Raw genomic sequence first — 15,036 nt, 5'->3', positions numbered from 1 at the left:
ACCTCAATCTAGAGCCGCATCCGGCAAAGGGTACGCGGCAGAATTCCTAGTTCAGATTGCAGGCCACCGATTCCGGAAACTGGCACGCATCGCCCGGAGCCGTATAGGCCACCCAGTCCACTTCCATTTTCAGCTTTCGGCCCGGGTCTGCAAAGGCTCCCATCCAATCCGTGAAGGTGCCGCTCCCCCAATGGCTGAAAAAAATCTTCTGCGGATTGGTCGGCAGATTCGCCCCGGTTGCCTCGTGGACGAGCTTGCCGTTGATATACCAGCGCAGTCGACCCTGCTCCCATACGAAGGCATAATGGTTGAATTGCGTCGTGCCTGACGGCACCTCCACAGTCGCCCCGTTGTGCGGCTTGCCGGAAACATAGGTGTTGAGGCTCACCTTGGAAGTGTCCTTCGTCAGCACCTCGAAATCGATCTCGTCATGGGGCGAGTTCGTATAGCTGAAGAAGGCGGCGTTGATGCCCGAACCCTCGTCCGTCTTCATCCGGGCTTCATAGACACCGTATCCAAAACGGGCGGTCGTCTGGATCTCCGCACATGAATATTCCCGATTGTTGTAGGGCTTCTTCTCGTATCCGAGCGTGACGATGCCATTGGCAACGCTCACCTGGCCTTTCGACCAGGTGCAGTTCTGCCACTCGCCATTGGCCCAGCCATCGGACACGTACCAGCGTGACCGGTCGAAATTGTCGAAATCATCAAAAAAAGAGGTTCCCGTCGTCTGCGAGAAGGCCGGCCATGTCCCCCCGATCAGGAGAGTTGCGACAAGCGTCGAGATTCGCGGGAAACAATTTTCTGCCATATCGGGACCTCATCTTTCTGTAGGGTATACCAATCAGGAAGCGACTTCCGTATGCTGCAATGCAATATAGGATGGCACCGGGCCGCCGCGGGAGCAACCTGCAAAACCTCAATTCCAGGAAAATGATCGACCTCATTCTCGAAATTTATGTGAACAGCGGTCGAATAAAGTGATTGATACAAGATCTTATTGTCTTCTCTTTGCCACAAAAGTTGAGGCTTTATTGTTTCCACGTACATAACGACCTTAGGTTGCGAATGAACGATCCTCATTATTCTACAACCAGGCTAGTAAAGATGTGTGAAGTCGGTTTTGCTGCACCGCAGTGTAACTGCAGTTGAGGTGATCACTAGATGAAGACGTCGCCGGATATCGCTTCGATACGCCACGAACGTTTCGACAAGGCGACAGCGGGCGAAAACGCGACGATAGCCGGGAGCGAGCCACTGGTCTCGGTTCTGATGGCGAATTTCCGTGGCGCCGCCCACCTCCCCGCAGCTCTCGACTCGGTGCTCACACAAACCGTGCACAGCCTGGAAGTGATCGTTTCCGACGATGCCTCCCCTGACAGCAGTGTCGAGATCGTGCGCCAGTACATGGCACGGGATTCCCGTGTGAGGCTAATTGCAAACGAGGAAAATGGCGGCCCGGCTGCAGCGCGCAACAGGGCTTTGGAAGCGGCCCGTGGCGAGTGGATCGCCATTGTGGATTCCGACGACGTCATCCATCCCGAACGCCTCGAGACCATGATTGCAGCCGCCGACGCGCTGGGAGCCGACGGTATCGCCGACGATCTCCTCTTCTTCTCCGATGTCGGTGCCGGCCCTACGCTGCTGGGCGAGACTACTTCCGCGGAGCCTCGGCGGATAACACCCGCGGATTTCATCCGCAGCAACACCTCCGGAAACGGTCTGCCCCCGCTCGGATATGTGAAGCCTCTTTTCAGGCGAGCAAGGCTTGCAAGGCTTCGCTACGACGAAGCGGTGCGCATCGGCGAGGATTATGATTTCCTCCTGCGCTTCCTGCTTGCCGGAGCGCAGTTCTACATCTTGCCGGATCCGCTCTATCTTTATCGGCGGCATGCACATTCCATCTCACACCGGCTTTCTGAAAGCACGGTTCTCGCCATGATCACCAATCAACAGAGATTGGCGGCAGCGCAGGGCAGCTTCTCTCCCGAGATTGAGCAGCTGCTCGACAAGCGGATGGCGGCACTGCGGTCGTCGCTGTCCTTCGAACGCCTCGTCGTTTCGCTCAAGGAGCGCCGGGCGGCAAAGGCGCTCGGCCTCCTGATTTCCGATCTGGGACTTATCCGGCCGCTCGCGCGGTCGGTCGTCGAGAACCTTCAGTCGCGCATGAACAAGCGGCCTTCCGCACCGCGCGCTCGGCGGATCATTGCACTTCACGACCAAACCTGCCGGTCGAACGACGTAAACGCCCTTCACGACGCCCTTGGTGTTGGAGACATAGAACTTGTTCCGGTAGCATCCTACAGGCCTCCGGCCGAGCGAAGGCCTGCTGGCCAGCAGGAGCGCGGGAATCTTCTTAGGCTTGCGGCGATGAGCATGGAAGCCAATCTCGAGATCGTCTGCCATGGTCTTGCGGGGCTGAACGCAGCGGGCTTCTTGCCGCGCAAGCGGATTCTGGCCACCATCCTCGACGACGCGAAAGAGCTTCGCAGGGCCTGCCACTGGCCGGCTCCGGAGGGAAGCCGGATCATAGCTGCTCAGACGGCACTTGGATCGAACCTGGAGGGCCTGGGGCAACCTTTTTGCCCAGGATACCTTCTCATATCACCAGCACCCCGCCCGGCACCGCAACCGGCGATCAGCCGGGTTGCGGAGGCGCCTGAAACAGAATCCCAATCGTAGCGGAGACGGCCGATGCCCAATCAGCAAACCGCACTCGTCCAGGTCCGGACACCGACCTATAAGCGGCCCGATGCTCTGCGGCGCTGTCTGGAATCCCTGCAGCAGCAGACCTGGCAGAACTGGGTGTGCGACGTTTATGACGATGATCCCGAGGGCTCGGCCAAGACGGTCTGCGAGGAGCTTGGCGATCCGCGGATCTTCTACAACCACAACCGGCCGCAGAGATTTGCCTCCTGCAATATCGACCAGTGCTTTTCTCGTGATAACCCGCGCGATGCCGATTATTTCTGCGTCGCGGAAGACGATAATTTCATCCTGCCCGGGTTCATGGAAGAGAACATCGCGCTCTGCGCGCGTGAGGGCGTCACCGTCATCCTGCGCAACCAATTCATGGAGTACGCAAGCGGCACATCGGATGCACGACTAAGCGACTTCGGCATCCTGGATCGCCGCCTGACAGAAGGGCGCTACGAACCGGACCTCTTCCGCATGTCGCTCATTCCGGGAATCGGCGTATCCAATGGCGGCCTCTTCTGGTCGAGGTCGGCAAAGAGCGACCTCGAGATCGGCTATCCCTGCAACGTCACGCTTCAGGAATATCTGCGCACCTTCACCATCATCGATGACATCTATGTGGCGATGAAGCCGCTGGCAGTCTGGGCGCAGAACGGCACGCAGACCACGCGCGACCTGGGCGACAGGGCGTCCTATCTCCGTCGCGAACTGAATCTGAAACGAGGCATCCAAATGCTGCAGCGGGAAGCCTGGCAGCTTGCGGGGGAAAACCGCCGCCGCGCGTTCCTAGACACGGACCGCTTCCGCCACGACCGACGCGATCGGGCGCAGGCTCTCGTGAAAGCGCTGATCCCGGTGCGGGTGGGCGATGCACTGACATGGCGCGAGAAGCTGGAACTGTCCGCACGCGGCCTTCTCATCCGGACAGTCGGAACGCCGGAGGACCAGCTCGCCAATTTTATCGCCTCGCGCAAACGCGCAAGAGCCGGATTGAGCTGAATCGGCGGTCTCTTCCTGCGGGCCAGCAGGAACTAGAAGCTCCGCCCGGTCTGAATCTCAACGATAGCGGACCGACCGCGGCGTTTAGATTGCCGGGAAATTCCAACCAGCCTACTTAGGCGTAATGAAGTTGAACATTCCTTCCCGAACGGTCTTCGATCTATTGAAAATGCGCTCGTCCTTCCTGAATACACCATCATCATTGTCGTAGCCGATATTCATATAGATAACGACATCATCTGCATATTTTGACGGTATCGTCATATAATATCCGGAAAATTTATCCCCCAACTCCGGATCTCCCTCAAAATAATAAACTCCGTACGTTACTTTCCCGTCCTCGAATAGTCGAAACATTCCATTCTGAAAATGCTGTATTAGAAAGCCCTTGTCAGGGTTTGTTCTACGATCATCACCCTCATACCTATAATTTATGTCTATACTATCTCCCACCAATTCGAGCTTGAGAAGGTCAAGGTCCCTGGAATCCTTCCCATCGGCTCCTTTTTCCAGGCGATTACTATTGGCAAATTTCGGTACAAAAAAGCTGAAGCAAACGATCAAGAAGACAACCAGCGCAATATAAGGTAAAAAATAGTCCTTATTCATAATAAAACTCCATATATAAATAAAATGCGCCTGCAAGCGTGCGTTTCGATGTCTTAAACCAGCGCTAAAAGCGGGATCGGGATTTTCTGCATTGGCTGAAACCGCTTGGGGAATGTAAACTGATACGGATGGGAAGGAGAAAATCTCACGATGCGGCGCAGTGCAGGCATCCTACCCTTCCGGCGGCATTCGGGTGAGCTGGAAGTCCTGCTCGCGCATCCGGGAGGTCCGTTCTGGCGCAAACGGGACGAAGGGGCCTGGTCGATCGTCAAGGGAGAATATCTGGAAGACGAAGCTGCCGAAGCCGCGGCGCGCCGCGAATTCATGGAAGAGACGGGCTGGTCCATCGAAGGAGAGTTGGCGCCTTTAGGCGAAATCCGTCAGGCGGGCGGCAAGCATGTCATCGCCTTCGCAATGGAAGCTGATTTCGATCCCGTAACACTGAAGAGCAACACGTTCGAGATGATTTGGCCGCCCCGCAGCGGCCGTCGGCAAAGCTTTCCCGAAATCGATCGCGCGGCATGGTTCAGCCTTGGCGAGGCTCGCGCGAGGATCATCGTCGGCCAGCAACCATTTCTTCAACGTTTGGCCGAGATGCTAGAATATTGAGACAGTAACGGATTGCGCTGTCCTACCGCTTGATTTACCAGCAGCAAGGATTTCCCTCGTGTCGGGGCTTGCATCACCTTCCGGATAGAATATCGTCCGGATGAAAATCACGGGCGCCAGTCGAATATGCACCTCCCTTCCGTCGTCGCGCAGTCGTTTACGTTGTTGCTCCTCCTGATCATTGCCGGCTGCGCCAATCCAGAGCGCCATCGCTTGCTTGCGCGCACCATCGCGCCGGCCACATCGGCCCAAGTCGCAGGAGAGTACCGCATCTTCGTTGCGACCACGCGCGCGGAAACAGCCGCTCCAGGTGTGATCTTCTCCGGCGATCGCTCCCCGGCCACCACCTACGCCTTCGCAGATGTTTCCGTGCCTGCAACCCACCAGACCGGCAGGCTCGAGCGCTCTCCCTCTCCCGAAGTAGCAGACCCGGCTCGCTATTTCGCGGCGCGCCGGCTCGGGATCTATCGCGACGAGCAAGCCTATAGCAGGGCGCTCCATGAGAGCATTGAGAGGCATGGGGGCCGCGCGCTCGTCTTCATCCACGGCTTCAACACCGGGTTTGACAACGCTGTCTACAGAATGGCGCAGATCGCCCATGACGCCGGTTATGACGGTACGCTCATCCTGTTCTCATGGCCCTCGGCCGCGCGGATCGTGGATTATATCTACGATAACAACAGCGCCACCGCGAGCCGGGACGCCCTCGAACACCTGCTCAGGCTCGTCTCACGGTCGGGCGCACAGCGCATCGACATCGTCGCCCATTCCATGGGGAATTGGGTGACCATGGAGGCGTTGCGGCAACTGGCCATCACCGGCGATCGCGATCTTGGGGGAAAACTCGCCGACGTGGTGCTCGCGTCGCCGGACATCGACGTCGATGTGTTCAAGAGCCAGATGCGCCGTTACGGTGTGCCGGATCGCCATTTTTTCATTTTCACGTCCCGCAACGACCGGGCGCTGGATTTGTCGAGGATAATCGCCGGCAACCGTGCTCGCGTGGGTGGGGCCATCGACGCCGCGCAGCTTGCGCAATACGGAGTCATCGTCATAGACGTGACCGACGTCTCCTCTCCCGACCGTCTCAATCACACGAAATTTGCCGAAAACCCGCTGCTCGTGCGGCTGTTGGGTGAAGGGCTCGTTGGTGCGGAGGAGCCGGCCTCCGCCGACGAGGAACTGGTTCGCCGTATCAATTCGCTCGCCGGCAGCATCGGCCAGACGATCGGGGCAGCGGCAGACATCGTCATCACCACCCCGCTCGATGTGCTGGATGCGGTCGTGAATTAGAAACTGCTGCCTTCGTCGGCCTCGCCTTCGTGGGCGAGGAAGGCAACCATTGCCGGTATTCGCAGATGCTCCACGAGAGCGACCCTTTCCTCGGTGAAATAATGCTCCTCGTTGAGCATGTTGACCGTCCCGAGAATGCGTCCCCGGACGGCGACCGGCATGTTCACGCATGAGCCGCAGCCAAGCGAGATGATCAGTTCGTGATCGAAGAAATGCTGCGCGATCTCCTCATTGGTATTCATCACAAACATCTGTTTTCTGGCGATTACCTGCTCGAACCAGGGCGTCACCGTCAACGGCTTGGTTCCCGAGACGGGATAGGCGTCCGGCATATTGGTATAGAGGCGCCGGGAGACACCCGCATCGAGGTCCGTTTTCAAGATGGTGAAGAGTTTCGCTCCAACGATGCGCTGCGCAAGCGCTTGGAGTGCGGGCCAAGGACTCTGCCCGGCAATGGTCTCGGCAGCCATGGTCTGGCTGAACGCGGCAAGCGTGGCGAAAATCTCTTCTGAATTCATGATGTCATCCTGTCGCGATGCTGAGCAGATCCAGCGTCTGCCCGAACGGCGATATCGACGTGGCCGTCTGCTCGTCAAGGGATCGTCGGGTCCAAAGCCCCGCGGTCCCGAGACTCGCGAGCGGAGAAAACAGGATTGATTTGCTCCACTATTCTCGGATAGGCTACAGCGCTTTCTCGCCCCGGTTGTAGATGAGGATTTCGATGAAGTTTCCTGTTGCCCTCGCCATGGCGGCGGTAGGCGCCTCTTTTGCCCATGCCCAGGAACCGTCGGCGGTTCTCGTCAACTATGCGGATATCGCGCTGGCCGGTTATGAAGACAGCCTGGAGACGGCCCGGTCCCTTCAGAGCGCCGTCAGCGCGCTCATCGACAAACCTTCGGAAGAGACACTCGCCGCCGCGCGGCAAGCATGGCTGGCCGCCCGCGTACCTTATCAGCAGACGGAGGCGTTCCGGTTTGGCAATCCCATCGTGGACGAGTGGGAGGGCCGTGTAAACGCGTGGCCGCTGGACGAAGGCCTCATTGACTATGTCGATGCAGGTTACGGGACGGAGTCCGACATCAACGCCTTCTACGCCATCAACGTCATTGCGAATGACAAGCTGAGCGTTGGAGGCGAGACGATTGACACTTCCCGAATCACCCCCGAGCTCCTCCGATCGCTGCATGAGGTGGGGGGGATAGAGGCAAATGTCGCAACCGGCTATCACGCGATCGAGTTCCTCCTTTGGGGGCAGGACCTCAACGGCACCAACCCTGGCGCAGGCGATCGTCCTTACACCGACTTCGACCCCGCCAGCTGCACTGGGGGCCACTGTGACCGCCGTGCCCAATATCTCACGGCTGCTACCGACCTCCTCATTTCCGATCTTGAAGAGATGGTATCGAATTGGTCGGGAGGGGGCGCGGCACGCAACGCGCTCACCCAAAGCGATCCAAATGCCGGCCTCACATCCATGCTGACGGGGCTTGGTTCGCTTTCCTATGGCGAACTCGCCGGTGAGCGTATGAAGCTCGGGCTCCTGCTCAATGATCCGGAGGAGGAGCATGATTGCTTCTCCGACAACACGCACAACAGCCACTTCTATGACGTGCAAGGAATTCGAAACGTCTATTTCGGCAAGTACGACCGCATAGATGGCCGCACGATAGAGGGCCCAAGCCTGGCAGCACTCGTCCGCGACAAGGATCCGGTGCTGGCGGACGAGATGGAAGCCAAGCTGGACGCAACTTATGAAGCCGCAAAGGCTCTGAAATCTCGTGCCGAGACGATCGAGGCCTACGATCAGATGATTGGCGAGGGCAATGCGGAAGGGAATGCCGCCGTACAGGCGGTCATCGACGGTCTGGTCGACCAGACGCGCTCCCTAGAACGGGTGATCGCGGCCCTCGGCGTTTCTGGCGTCTCCATCGAAGGATCCGACAGCCTCGATAATCCCGACGCGGTTTTTCAGTAAAACGTCTCGGCCGAGGGGCCTGGATGGCCTGATGCGTTCTCGTTTATGGGTATTCCTACTGGCCGGCGCGGCTTTGACCACATTCGCGGTGCAAGCGGATGTACCGAGGCCGCGCGACGATTTGAATGCGCGCGATCGGGCGCGCGTGGAAAAGGTGACGCGCGAAACGACGGATTTCAGCAAGGCCGAATCCTTCGAAAAGATGCAAGCCGGCGCAGCCACCACCACGAAACACATCAACCCGGATATCTTTTCGCATCCTTCCGCCAATCTGAAATTCGAGGATCAGCAGCGTTTTCTTTTGGGAAACGGGCTCTTTCGCAAGGACTGGGTGACCGCCCCATCCTCGACTGAAGCTTCCGACGGGCTCGGGCCGCTTTTCAATGCGCGCGCCTGCCAATCCTGCCACATCAAGGATGGCCGGGGACATGCACCAAGCGGACCGGAGGAGCAGACGGTCTCCTTTCTCGTGCGGCTCTCGGTGCCGCCCACGGAAGAGGAGCAGAAGAAGATTTCGGCCGGACATGTTTCGGCTATAGGCGACCCGGTCTACGGAGGGCAGCTGCAAGACTTCGCGGCAGCTGGCCTGCCTGCGGAAGGGCGCGTTCGCGTCGCCTATGAGGACGTGCCCATCTCCCTTAGCGGGGGAGAGACCGTTCACCTGCGCAAGCCGGTGCTCGCGATCGACAAGCTCGGTTACGGTTCTTTGAGACCCGACGCGATGTTCTCAGCGCGCGTCGCACCGCCGATGATCGGGCTGGGGCTGATCGAGGCCATCGACGAGGGCGACATTCTGGCACGCGAGGATCCCGATGATGCCGATGGCGATGGTGTTTCCGGCCGTGCGCGCTGGGTTCGCGACGAAAACGGGGAATGGAAGCTTGGGCGCTTCGGCTGGAAGGGCAATGCCGCAACCATCATGCAGCAATCAGCCGATGCCTTTTCCAACGATATGGGCCTCTCCACGCCTCTTGCGCCGGATCATTGGGGCGAGTGCACGCAGGCCCAGTCGGCCTGCCGCACCATGCCGCACGGTGCGCAGCCACATCTGGGCGGTCAGGAGGTGCCCGGCGACCTCCTCGACCTCGTCGCTTTCTATTCGCGCAACCTTGCCGTTCCTGCTCGCCGCGAGGTGGACCATCCGGCGGTGCTTGCCGGAAAGAGAGCATTTTATGAGGCAGGCTGCGCCGGTTGCCACACACCGAAATATGTGACCCGGCGCGATGTGGCCGTGCTGTCCCTGGCCTTCCAGCTTATCTGGCCGTACAGTGATCTCCTGTTGCACGACTTGGGCGAAGGCCTCGCCGACAACCGACCTGAGGGCACAGCAACTGGGAGGGAGTGGCGCACTCCACCGTTATGGGGGATCGGCCTGACGAAGACAGTCAGCGGCGAGGCGACTTACCTGCATGACGGTCGTGCGCGCACGCTGCTGGAAGCGATCCTGTGGCATGGCGGCGAAGCGGAGGCTGCACGCAACAAGGTAGTCGAAATGGAAAAGGCTGAACGCGAGAACCTCATCCGTTTTCTGGAATCGCTTTGATGGCCAGCCATGCAACAGACATTAGTAAGACAAGCGGCAGGCTGCTGGCATCTGTGCTGGCAGCAGTCTGCCTTCCGACCCTCACCGCAATCGCCCAAGACGGCGCACGCATTCCGTCCGACATCGGCACCCGTGTAACGCAAGACTACGCCAATCCACATCTCTCAGCCTTTTCCGAGGCGACCGGGGCTTTGCAGGAGAAGACGGAGGCGCTGTGTTCCGCGCCCGGTGAAGGGGCACTCGACAATGCGCGCGCCGCTTTCGCCGAAACAGTCAGAACCTGGGGGCCGGTCTCGGTTCTGCGTTTCGGGCCGCTCACGCAGGAGAACAGGTTCGAGCACATCTTTTTCTGGCCCGACACTCGCGGGGTAACCTTACGCCAGGTACAAGGCGTGCTCGCCGGCGAAGATGAGCAAGCCGCCAAACCGGCGGGACTGAAGGAAAAGAGCGTAGCGGTGCAGGGATTGCCGGCGCTCGAGTTCGTGCTCTTCGGTTCCGGCTCCGAGACGCTCGTCTCCGGAAGCGGCGATTTCCGCTGCCGCTATGGAACGGCGATTGCCGCGAACCTCTCTCAGCTTGCCAATGACACTGCGGCCGCCTGGGCGCCGGGCACCCCCTTCAGTACCGCTTTGACCCAGCCTTCCGCCGGCAGCGCGCTTTACCGCTCGTCGGGCGAGGTGGCGGTGGAGATCGTGAAGGCGCTCGGCACCTCGCTCCAATTTGCCCGCGACGCGGAGCTTCTGCCGGCGCTCGGCGACAGTAGGGAGAAGGCCAATGGCCGCCGTGCGCCTTTCTGGCGTTCCGATCTCACATTCGACTTTGTGGGCGCCCAGGTGGAAGGCATGATCGAGCTGCTCAATGCGACGGGCTTCGGCGAAGAACTCGACGACAACGGCCGGGGTATTCTCGATTCGGTACTGTTCGATCTGGAGCACGCGCGGGATGCCCTCGCAGGCGTGGATGCGCCGGCGGAGACGGCGTTCGGCACGGAAGAGGACCGCAATCGCATCGCCTATGCAGCGGTCGCGCTTCAAGGGGCCAACCGCACTTTGGGTGAGCAGCTTTCAGCAGCAATCGGATTGACGATGGGCTTCAATGCGCTCGACGGCGATTGACAGACGGACGTTCCTTGCTCTTGCAGGCGGGGCGCTGTTCCCGCTTTCCGGTGCGGCTGCAGCGGATGAAGCCTTATTCCTCGGCGCGCGCCTGAATGGGGGGCGCTACGAGGCGGCGGTCATGGACGAGCGTGGGCGCGACCGGCTGGTGCTCCCCCTCGAAGGGCGCGGCCATTCCTTTGCCATCGACGCGCCCCGCCGCCGTGCGGTGGCCTTCGCACGCTCGCCCGGTCGCTTCGCCGTTGCTTTCGATGTCGATGGCAAGACGGAGCCGGTGGCGATAGCAGCAGCACCGGACCGCCACTTTTTCGGCCATGGCGTCTTCACACTTGACGGTAAGCTGATGCTTGCCACGGAAAATGATTTCGAAGGCGGGCGCGGCGTGATGGGCGTATACGACGCAACGGACGCCTTTCGCCGCGTCGGGGAGTTTCCGACCGACGGAATAGGCCCGCACGAGGCCGTTCTGCTCACCGACGGGAAAACGCTCTGCGTGGCCAATGGGGGGATCCTGACGCATCCGGATTATGGCGGCACCAAGCTCAATCTCGCGACCATGGCTCCGAGCCTCAGCTACATCGATATCGCCACCGGCGATATGATCGAAAGCGCCTCCCTTGCCGCCGAACTCCATCAGCTTTCGATACGGCATATGGCAATCGATCGGGCAGGCAACATCTGGTTCGGCTGCCAGTACGAAGGCCCTCCCACCGATATGCCACCACTCGTGGGACGGCATCAGCGCGGCCGCGAGATCGAGCTTTTCCCCGGCCCGACGGATATCCTTCAGGGATTGCGCAACTATATCGGTTCGGTTGCGATCGATCCTTCCGGAGGCATGCTTGCCACTTCCAGTCCGCACGGCGGGCTCATCGCATTTTGGGACACGGAGACCGGCCGCTGCCTGGGGCAGCAGCCGCTGGCAGACGGATGCGGCGTGGCCCCGGCCGCATCGATGGAAGTTCTGGCGACCAGTGGCCGGGGAGCGATCATCACGGCCGGCCCAGCCGCTGCGCAATCCATTCGTGCCGAGGCCACGGGCCAGCCTGCCTGGGACAATCACCTTCGCCGCGTATGGTAGGCTCACGGCTTCCCTATCCAGCCAGCGGCCATCGCTCGAGTACATTGTATTTCGACAGGCCACGCATGCTGTGAACAAGGGCAAACTCGTTCGCGACGAAGCGGATCGGCTCGATTGGTTGCAAAGGAATACCCTTTGGCGCGTAGGAGAGCGTCATATGAGGCGTAAGATCATCCGACGCGCGTAAGCCGTTTTTGCGCAGGGCGAGCGCAAGGGATTGGTGCAGGTGAAGCAGTCCGTCACTTTCACCCAGCAGTACCAGCGGCCTGTCCTTCTTTCTCGGAGCTGGCGGAAAGCTCACGATCGAGCGGAGCGTCACCTGGAAAGATGTCGCGGAAACTGCGCGCGCCGCCAAGCTTGCCGCATAAAGGACTGCACTACGCAGGCTTTTATAGTCTCCGATGTGGTGCAGGGACATGTGAAGGCGTTCCCTCAGGAGATCTTTGCCTTCGAGGCTGAACTCCTGAATAAGGCGATTTCTGAGCCAATCGATATAGTTTGACGTGTCCGCATCAGGGAACAGCATAAAGACCAGCCTTTCCGGACGTTTAGGTCGCCACGGCGATGGGCTGATAAATGGGAAAGTCCCTTGGGCGCTCATACAATCGTTCCTTACTCAGACGCGCCCCACAACCCCTTCAGATTAGAACAAAACAAGAACGCAAATGCAAGATACTTGACGCGGTTTCCACTCTGGCCACAAACTCCACGATCCCGGCTCCTGGGGATGGAGAATGTGATGCCGAGCGCGACCTATAGGCTGTTTGCTAGGGCAATGAAGGAGCGTAAGCACATCCTTTGCCTCTATGATGACTACATTCGCGAGGTTTGCCCGATAATCCTCGGCCATAGCGACGGTGAGGAAAAAGCCCTGGTATTCCAGTTCGCAGGAGCAAGCAGCCGGCCTCTTCCGCCTGCAGGCCAATGGAGATGCTTTTATCTGGACAGGGTTGAGGACATCCATCTGCGCGATGGCCCGTGGCACTCAGGCCCCAATCACCGCAGGCCACAGACTTGCGTGAAAGTCGTCGATTTCGATGTAAATCCCACGAGCCCGTACATACCACTCGGAGGCTTCCCGCGCCGCCTTCCAAGGCCGGTCAAACCGCGGACGAGATAGGCGTTTCAGCGGGTATGGGCGACGGAAGGCTGCGAAGTTGAGAAAGCGGCCGGCTAAGCCGGCCGCTCCCCGCTTAGCTTTTGCCGTTAATGGCGATGCGCTTGGCCCTGCTCTGCGCTTGCTGGGTTTTCGGCAAGGTCACGGTCAGAATGCCGTTCTTGAAGTTGGCGTTCACCTTATCCTCATCGACCTCGACGTCGATCGGAATGCGTCGCTCGAACCGGCCATAGTAGCGCTCGCTGAAGTGACGATCCTTGTCCTCCGTTTCCGCTTTCTTTTCGCCGCGAAGGGTCAGAACATTGTCCTGCAGGAGCACCTCGATGTCCTTCTCCTCCAGGCCGGGGACCTCTGCGGTGATCTTGATCTCGCGGTCCGTCTCGGAAACCTCAAGGGTAGGCCATCCCGGCATGGACGGAAATCGGCCCAAACTCATTGGTGTGCTGAAGCCGCGGAAAGCCTCGTCGAAAAGGCGGTTCACTTCCCTGTGGAGATCAAGGAAGGGACTGATGCCCGCCTGGTTGTCGTTGCGCCCCCACGGAATGAGATCACGAATAGCCATTTCTATTCTCCTTCCGGTTGCGATGATAATGGTGCCACCCATGGACACCGTCCTGGTTGCACTCCTCCTGCATGCCGCAGAATGCAGCCTTCTTCTGTTGCCGGTTTCGCGTCTGCCGGAAGCAAACCGCTTCTCGGAGCTCATCCGGATCGCGGTGTCAGAACCCGCTGAACCGGACCGCCTCCAAACAGCGGCAGACATTATTGAGCTAGAGAGAAAGCCCGCTGCCTTCAAGGGGTTGCGCAGCTCACATTCTCATCGCACGGTTGTGGTTATCGCGGCAAAGCCGCGAGCTCAGCGCTCCCACTCAAAGCTTTGAATCAGCGGATCATCGGCAAAGAAATCCCTTGCAAATTCAAGGCGCGCCTCGGGGAACTCGCAGATCGCCTGAACGCCGGACGGGCTTACACGGATGCGCCAGCTCTGACGCTCGATCGGTGCCGGCTGCAAGAAAGTACGGCAGGTAAGGAGTGCCAGATTGCTGCCGCCATTCCGATCTCGGACGGACCGGTAGCGAATGATCTCGATCGATCCAGCGCGCGCGGCATCCGCAAGATCCTGTGTCTCGGCATAGCTCGTGGGATTCGTCCAGCGCGCTTCGTCCCGGTCGAGGCGCGGCGCTGTCAGGTCCAGCGCGTGTTCGGTGGCAACCTCCGCAGCAAAAGCTGTGTACTCGGCCGCATCCGACGGCCAGGGCGTAGCGGGGGATTCCGCAAAGAACAATAGCCGGTAAAAGCCCATTTCCGCCACCGCTGTCCGCGCTTCCTCCGATGCGTAGTAGACACCGAGTGTCCGGCCCGCGCGGCGGAAGCGCGAACCCTGAGGATAAATGGAGCCGTAACGGAAGGGCGTTGCAAGGAGATAATCCAGGTGGCGGCACTCGACCGGTACCGAAGGCTTCGTCTCCTCGATCAAATCTTCGAGGAGCGTCTGCTCATCGAGCGTATCGACGAGCTTCAGGGTCGAAACCCGATGCTGGGCCTCGACCAATCGCCAGCATCTGCCGCGATAGGCCCGTACTTCAGACGATAGCGCGTCGGGCGTCCAGATAGGCGATGGCATCCACGAGACCCGGTATGGTCTGGATCTTTTCGATCGGCTTGCCGCCCAGGGCGGTGTTGTCGTTGCGCAGCCACGCCCTGGCAATCTTCTCATCGCCACCAACGATCGCATCGAGGGAGCGGTAGAGCCGGATAAACAGAACCGCCAGTTCGAAGGACTTCGTTCCCCGCTCCAGGTTGAACTCTCCCTTCTTGAGACGCGAGACGGAGGGCTCTGAAAGACCTAGCACTGCACCCATTACCCTTGCCGTCAGGCCGAGCCGATCGGCGGCACGCAACAACGCCTTCGCGACGACGAGACCTTCGGCGAGAGTGGCATTGCTCTTGGGCTGAAGCTTTTCCATGTCATCCTCTTATCCCATGAAAATATAGGGC

At 59.6% G+C, this 15,036-nt stretch carries 15 protein-coding genes; 8 read left to right on the top strand and 7 right to left on the bottom strand.

Features of this window, described 5'->3' with window-relative positions; all coding sequences use genetic code 11:
• Positions 1-46: 46 nt before the first annotated feature.
• Positions 47-811, bottom strand: coding sequence for a family 16 glycosylhydrolase (locus CHEJ32_RS0112560; protein ID WP_028034184.1), 765 nt, complete (start codon positions 809-811; stop codon positions 47-49).
• A gap of 353 nt (positions 812-1,164) precedes the next feature.
• Here CHEJ32_RS0112560 and CHEJ32_RS26275 point away from each other — a divergent pair, with 353 nt between their 5' ends.
• Positions 1,165-2,682, top strand: coding sequence for a glycosyltransferase (locus tag CHEJ32_RS26275; protein ID WP_051469643.1), 1,518 nt, complete (start codon positions 1,165-1,167; stop codon positions 2,680-2,682).
• A gap of 12 nt (positions 2,683-2,694) precedes the next feature.
• Positions 2,695-3,696 carry a glycosyltransferase family 2 protein gene (locus CHEJ32_RS0112545; protein WP_028034183.1) on the top strand — a complete coding sequence of 334 codons (1,002 nt, stop codon included), beginning with the start codon at positions 2,695-2,697 and terminating at the stop codon, positions 3,694-3,696.
• Between the two features lie 111 nt (positions 3,697-3,807).
• Here CHEJ32_RS0112545 and CHEJ32_RS0112540 read toward each other — a convergent pair whose 3' ends face one another.
• Positions 3,808-4,305, bottom strand: coding sequence for a hypothetical protein (locus CHEJ32_RS0112540; protein WP_028034182.1), 498 nt, complete (start codon positions 4,303-4,305; stop codon positions 3,808-3,810).
• 150 nt (positions 4,306-4,455) lie between these two features.
• Between CHEJ32_RS0112540 and CHEJ32_RS0112535 the strand changes: the two genes are divergently transcribed.
• Positions 4,456-4,914 (top strand): NUDIX domain-containing protein, encoded by a 459-nt coding sequence (locus CHEJ32_RS0112535; protein WP_028034181.1) that lies wholly within the window; start codon positions 4,456-4,458, stop codon positions 4,912-4,914.
• A 126-nt stretch (positions 4,915-5,040) separates the two neighbouring features.
• Entirely contained in the window at positions 5,041-6,207 is a 1,167-nt protein-coding gene (locus CHEJ32_RS0112530; protein ID WP_028034180.1) for an alpha/beta hydrolase, read from the top strand.
• Here CHEJ32_RS0112530 and CHEJ32_RS0112525 read toward each other — a convergent pair.
• Positions 6,204-6,725: a GAF domain-containing protein gene (locus CHEJ32_RS0112525; RefSeq protein ID WP_028034179.1), complete on the bottom strand. Its 522-nt coding sequence runs from the start codon at positions 6,723-6,725 to the stop codon at positions 6,204-6,206. The two genes, CHEJ32_RS0112530 and CHEJ32_RS0112525, sit on opposite strands and share 4 nt — an antisense overlap.
• Before the next feature lie 203 nt (positions 6,726-6,928).
• On the opposite strand from CHEJ32_RS0112525, the gene CHEJ32_RS0112520 reads away from it, so the two are divergent.
• The 4 genes from CHEJ32_RS0112520 to CHEJ32_RS0112505 are packed head-to-tail and all read left to right on the top strand — an operon-like array spanning position 6,929 to position 11,921.
• On the top strand, positions 6,929-8,182 hold the full coding sequence (locus tag CHEJ32_RS0112520) for an imelysin family protein (protein WP_198023858.1): 1,254 nt from the start codon (positions 6,929-6,931) through the stop codon (positions 8,180-8,182).
• A gap of 31 nt (positions 8,183-8,213) precedes the next feature.
• Positions 8,214-9,725: a di-heme oxidoredictase family protein gene (locus CHEJ32_RS0112515; RefSeq protein WP_028034177.1), complete on the top strand. Its 1,512-nt coding sequence runs from the start codon at positions 8,214-8,216 to the stop codon at positions 9,723-9,725.
• The gene (locus tag CHEJ32_RS0112510) at positions 9,725-10,840 is read left to right on the top strand and encodes an imelysin family protein (RefSeq protein ID WP_084032794.1); all 1,116 of its coding nucleotides are present in this window, start codon (positions 9,725-9,727) and stop codon (positions 10,838-10,840) included. The genes CHEJ32_RS0112515 and CHEJ32_RS0112510 overlap by 1 nt, the downstream gene beginning before the upstream one ends.
• The gene (locus CHEJ32_RS0112505) at positions 10,821-11,921 is read left to right on the top strand and encodes a DUF1513 domain-containing protein (protein ID WP_028034175.1); all 1,101 of its coding nucleotides are present in this window, start codon (positions 10,821-10,823) and stop codon (positions 11,919-11,921) included. The genes CHEJ32_RS0112510 and CHEJ32_RS0112505 overlap by 20 nt, the downstream gene beginning before the upstream one ends.
• A 13-nt stretch (positions 11,922-11,934) precedes the next feature.
• Here the strand turns inward: CHEJ32_RS0112505 and CHEJ32_RS0112500 are convergent, their stop codons facing one another.
• The 4 genes from CHEJ32_RS0112500 to CHEJ32_RS0112475 form a co-directional block, all read right to left on the bottom strand.
• Positions 11,935-12,447: a 2'-5' RNA ligase family protein gene (locus tag CHEJ32_RS0112500; RefSeq protein WP_051469642.1), complete on the bottom strand. Its 513-nt coding sequence runs from the start codon at positions 12,445-12,447 to the stop codon at positions 11,935-11,937.
• A gap of 667 nt (positions 12,448-13,114) precedes the next feature.
• Positions 13,115-13,600: an Hsp20/alpha crystallin family protein gene (locus CHEJ32_RS0112490; RefSeq protein ID WP_028034172.1), complete on the bottom strand. Its 486-nt coding sequence runs from the start codon at positions 13,598-13,600 to the stop codon at positions 13,115-13,117.
• 294 nt (positions 13,601-13,894) lie between these two features.
• A complete protein-coding gene (locus CHEJ32_RS0112480; RefSeq protein WP_028034170.1) occupies positions 13,895-14,662 on the bottom strand; it encodes an RES family NAD+ phosphorylase in 768 nt (255 codons plus the stop codon).
• Positions 14,622-15,005: an MbcA/ParS/Xre antitoxin family protein gene (locus CHEJ32_RS0112475; RefSeq protein ID WP_028034169.1), complete on the bottom strand. Its 384-nt coding sequence runs from the start codon at positions 15,003-15,005 to the stop codon at positions 14,622-14,624. Before CHEJ32_RS0112475 ends, CHEJ32_RS0112480 begins: the two co-directional genes overlap by 41 nt.
• Positions 15,006-15,036 lie beyond the last annotated feature (31 nt).

This window comes from Chelativorans sp. J32, assembly GCF_000518985.1.
Taxonomy (GTDB): domain Bacteria; phylum Pseudomonadota; class Alphaproteobacteria; order Rhizobiales; family Rhizobiaceae; genus Chelativorans.
Note: the sequence above shows the minus strand (reverse complement) of the source record. Positions and strands in the feature narration are given on the sequence as shown.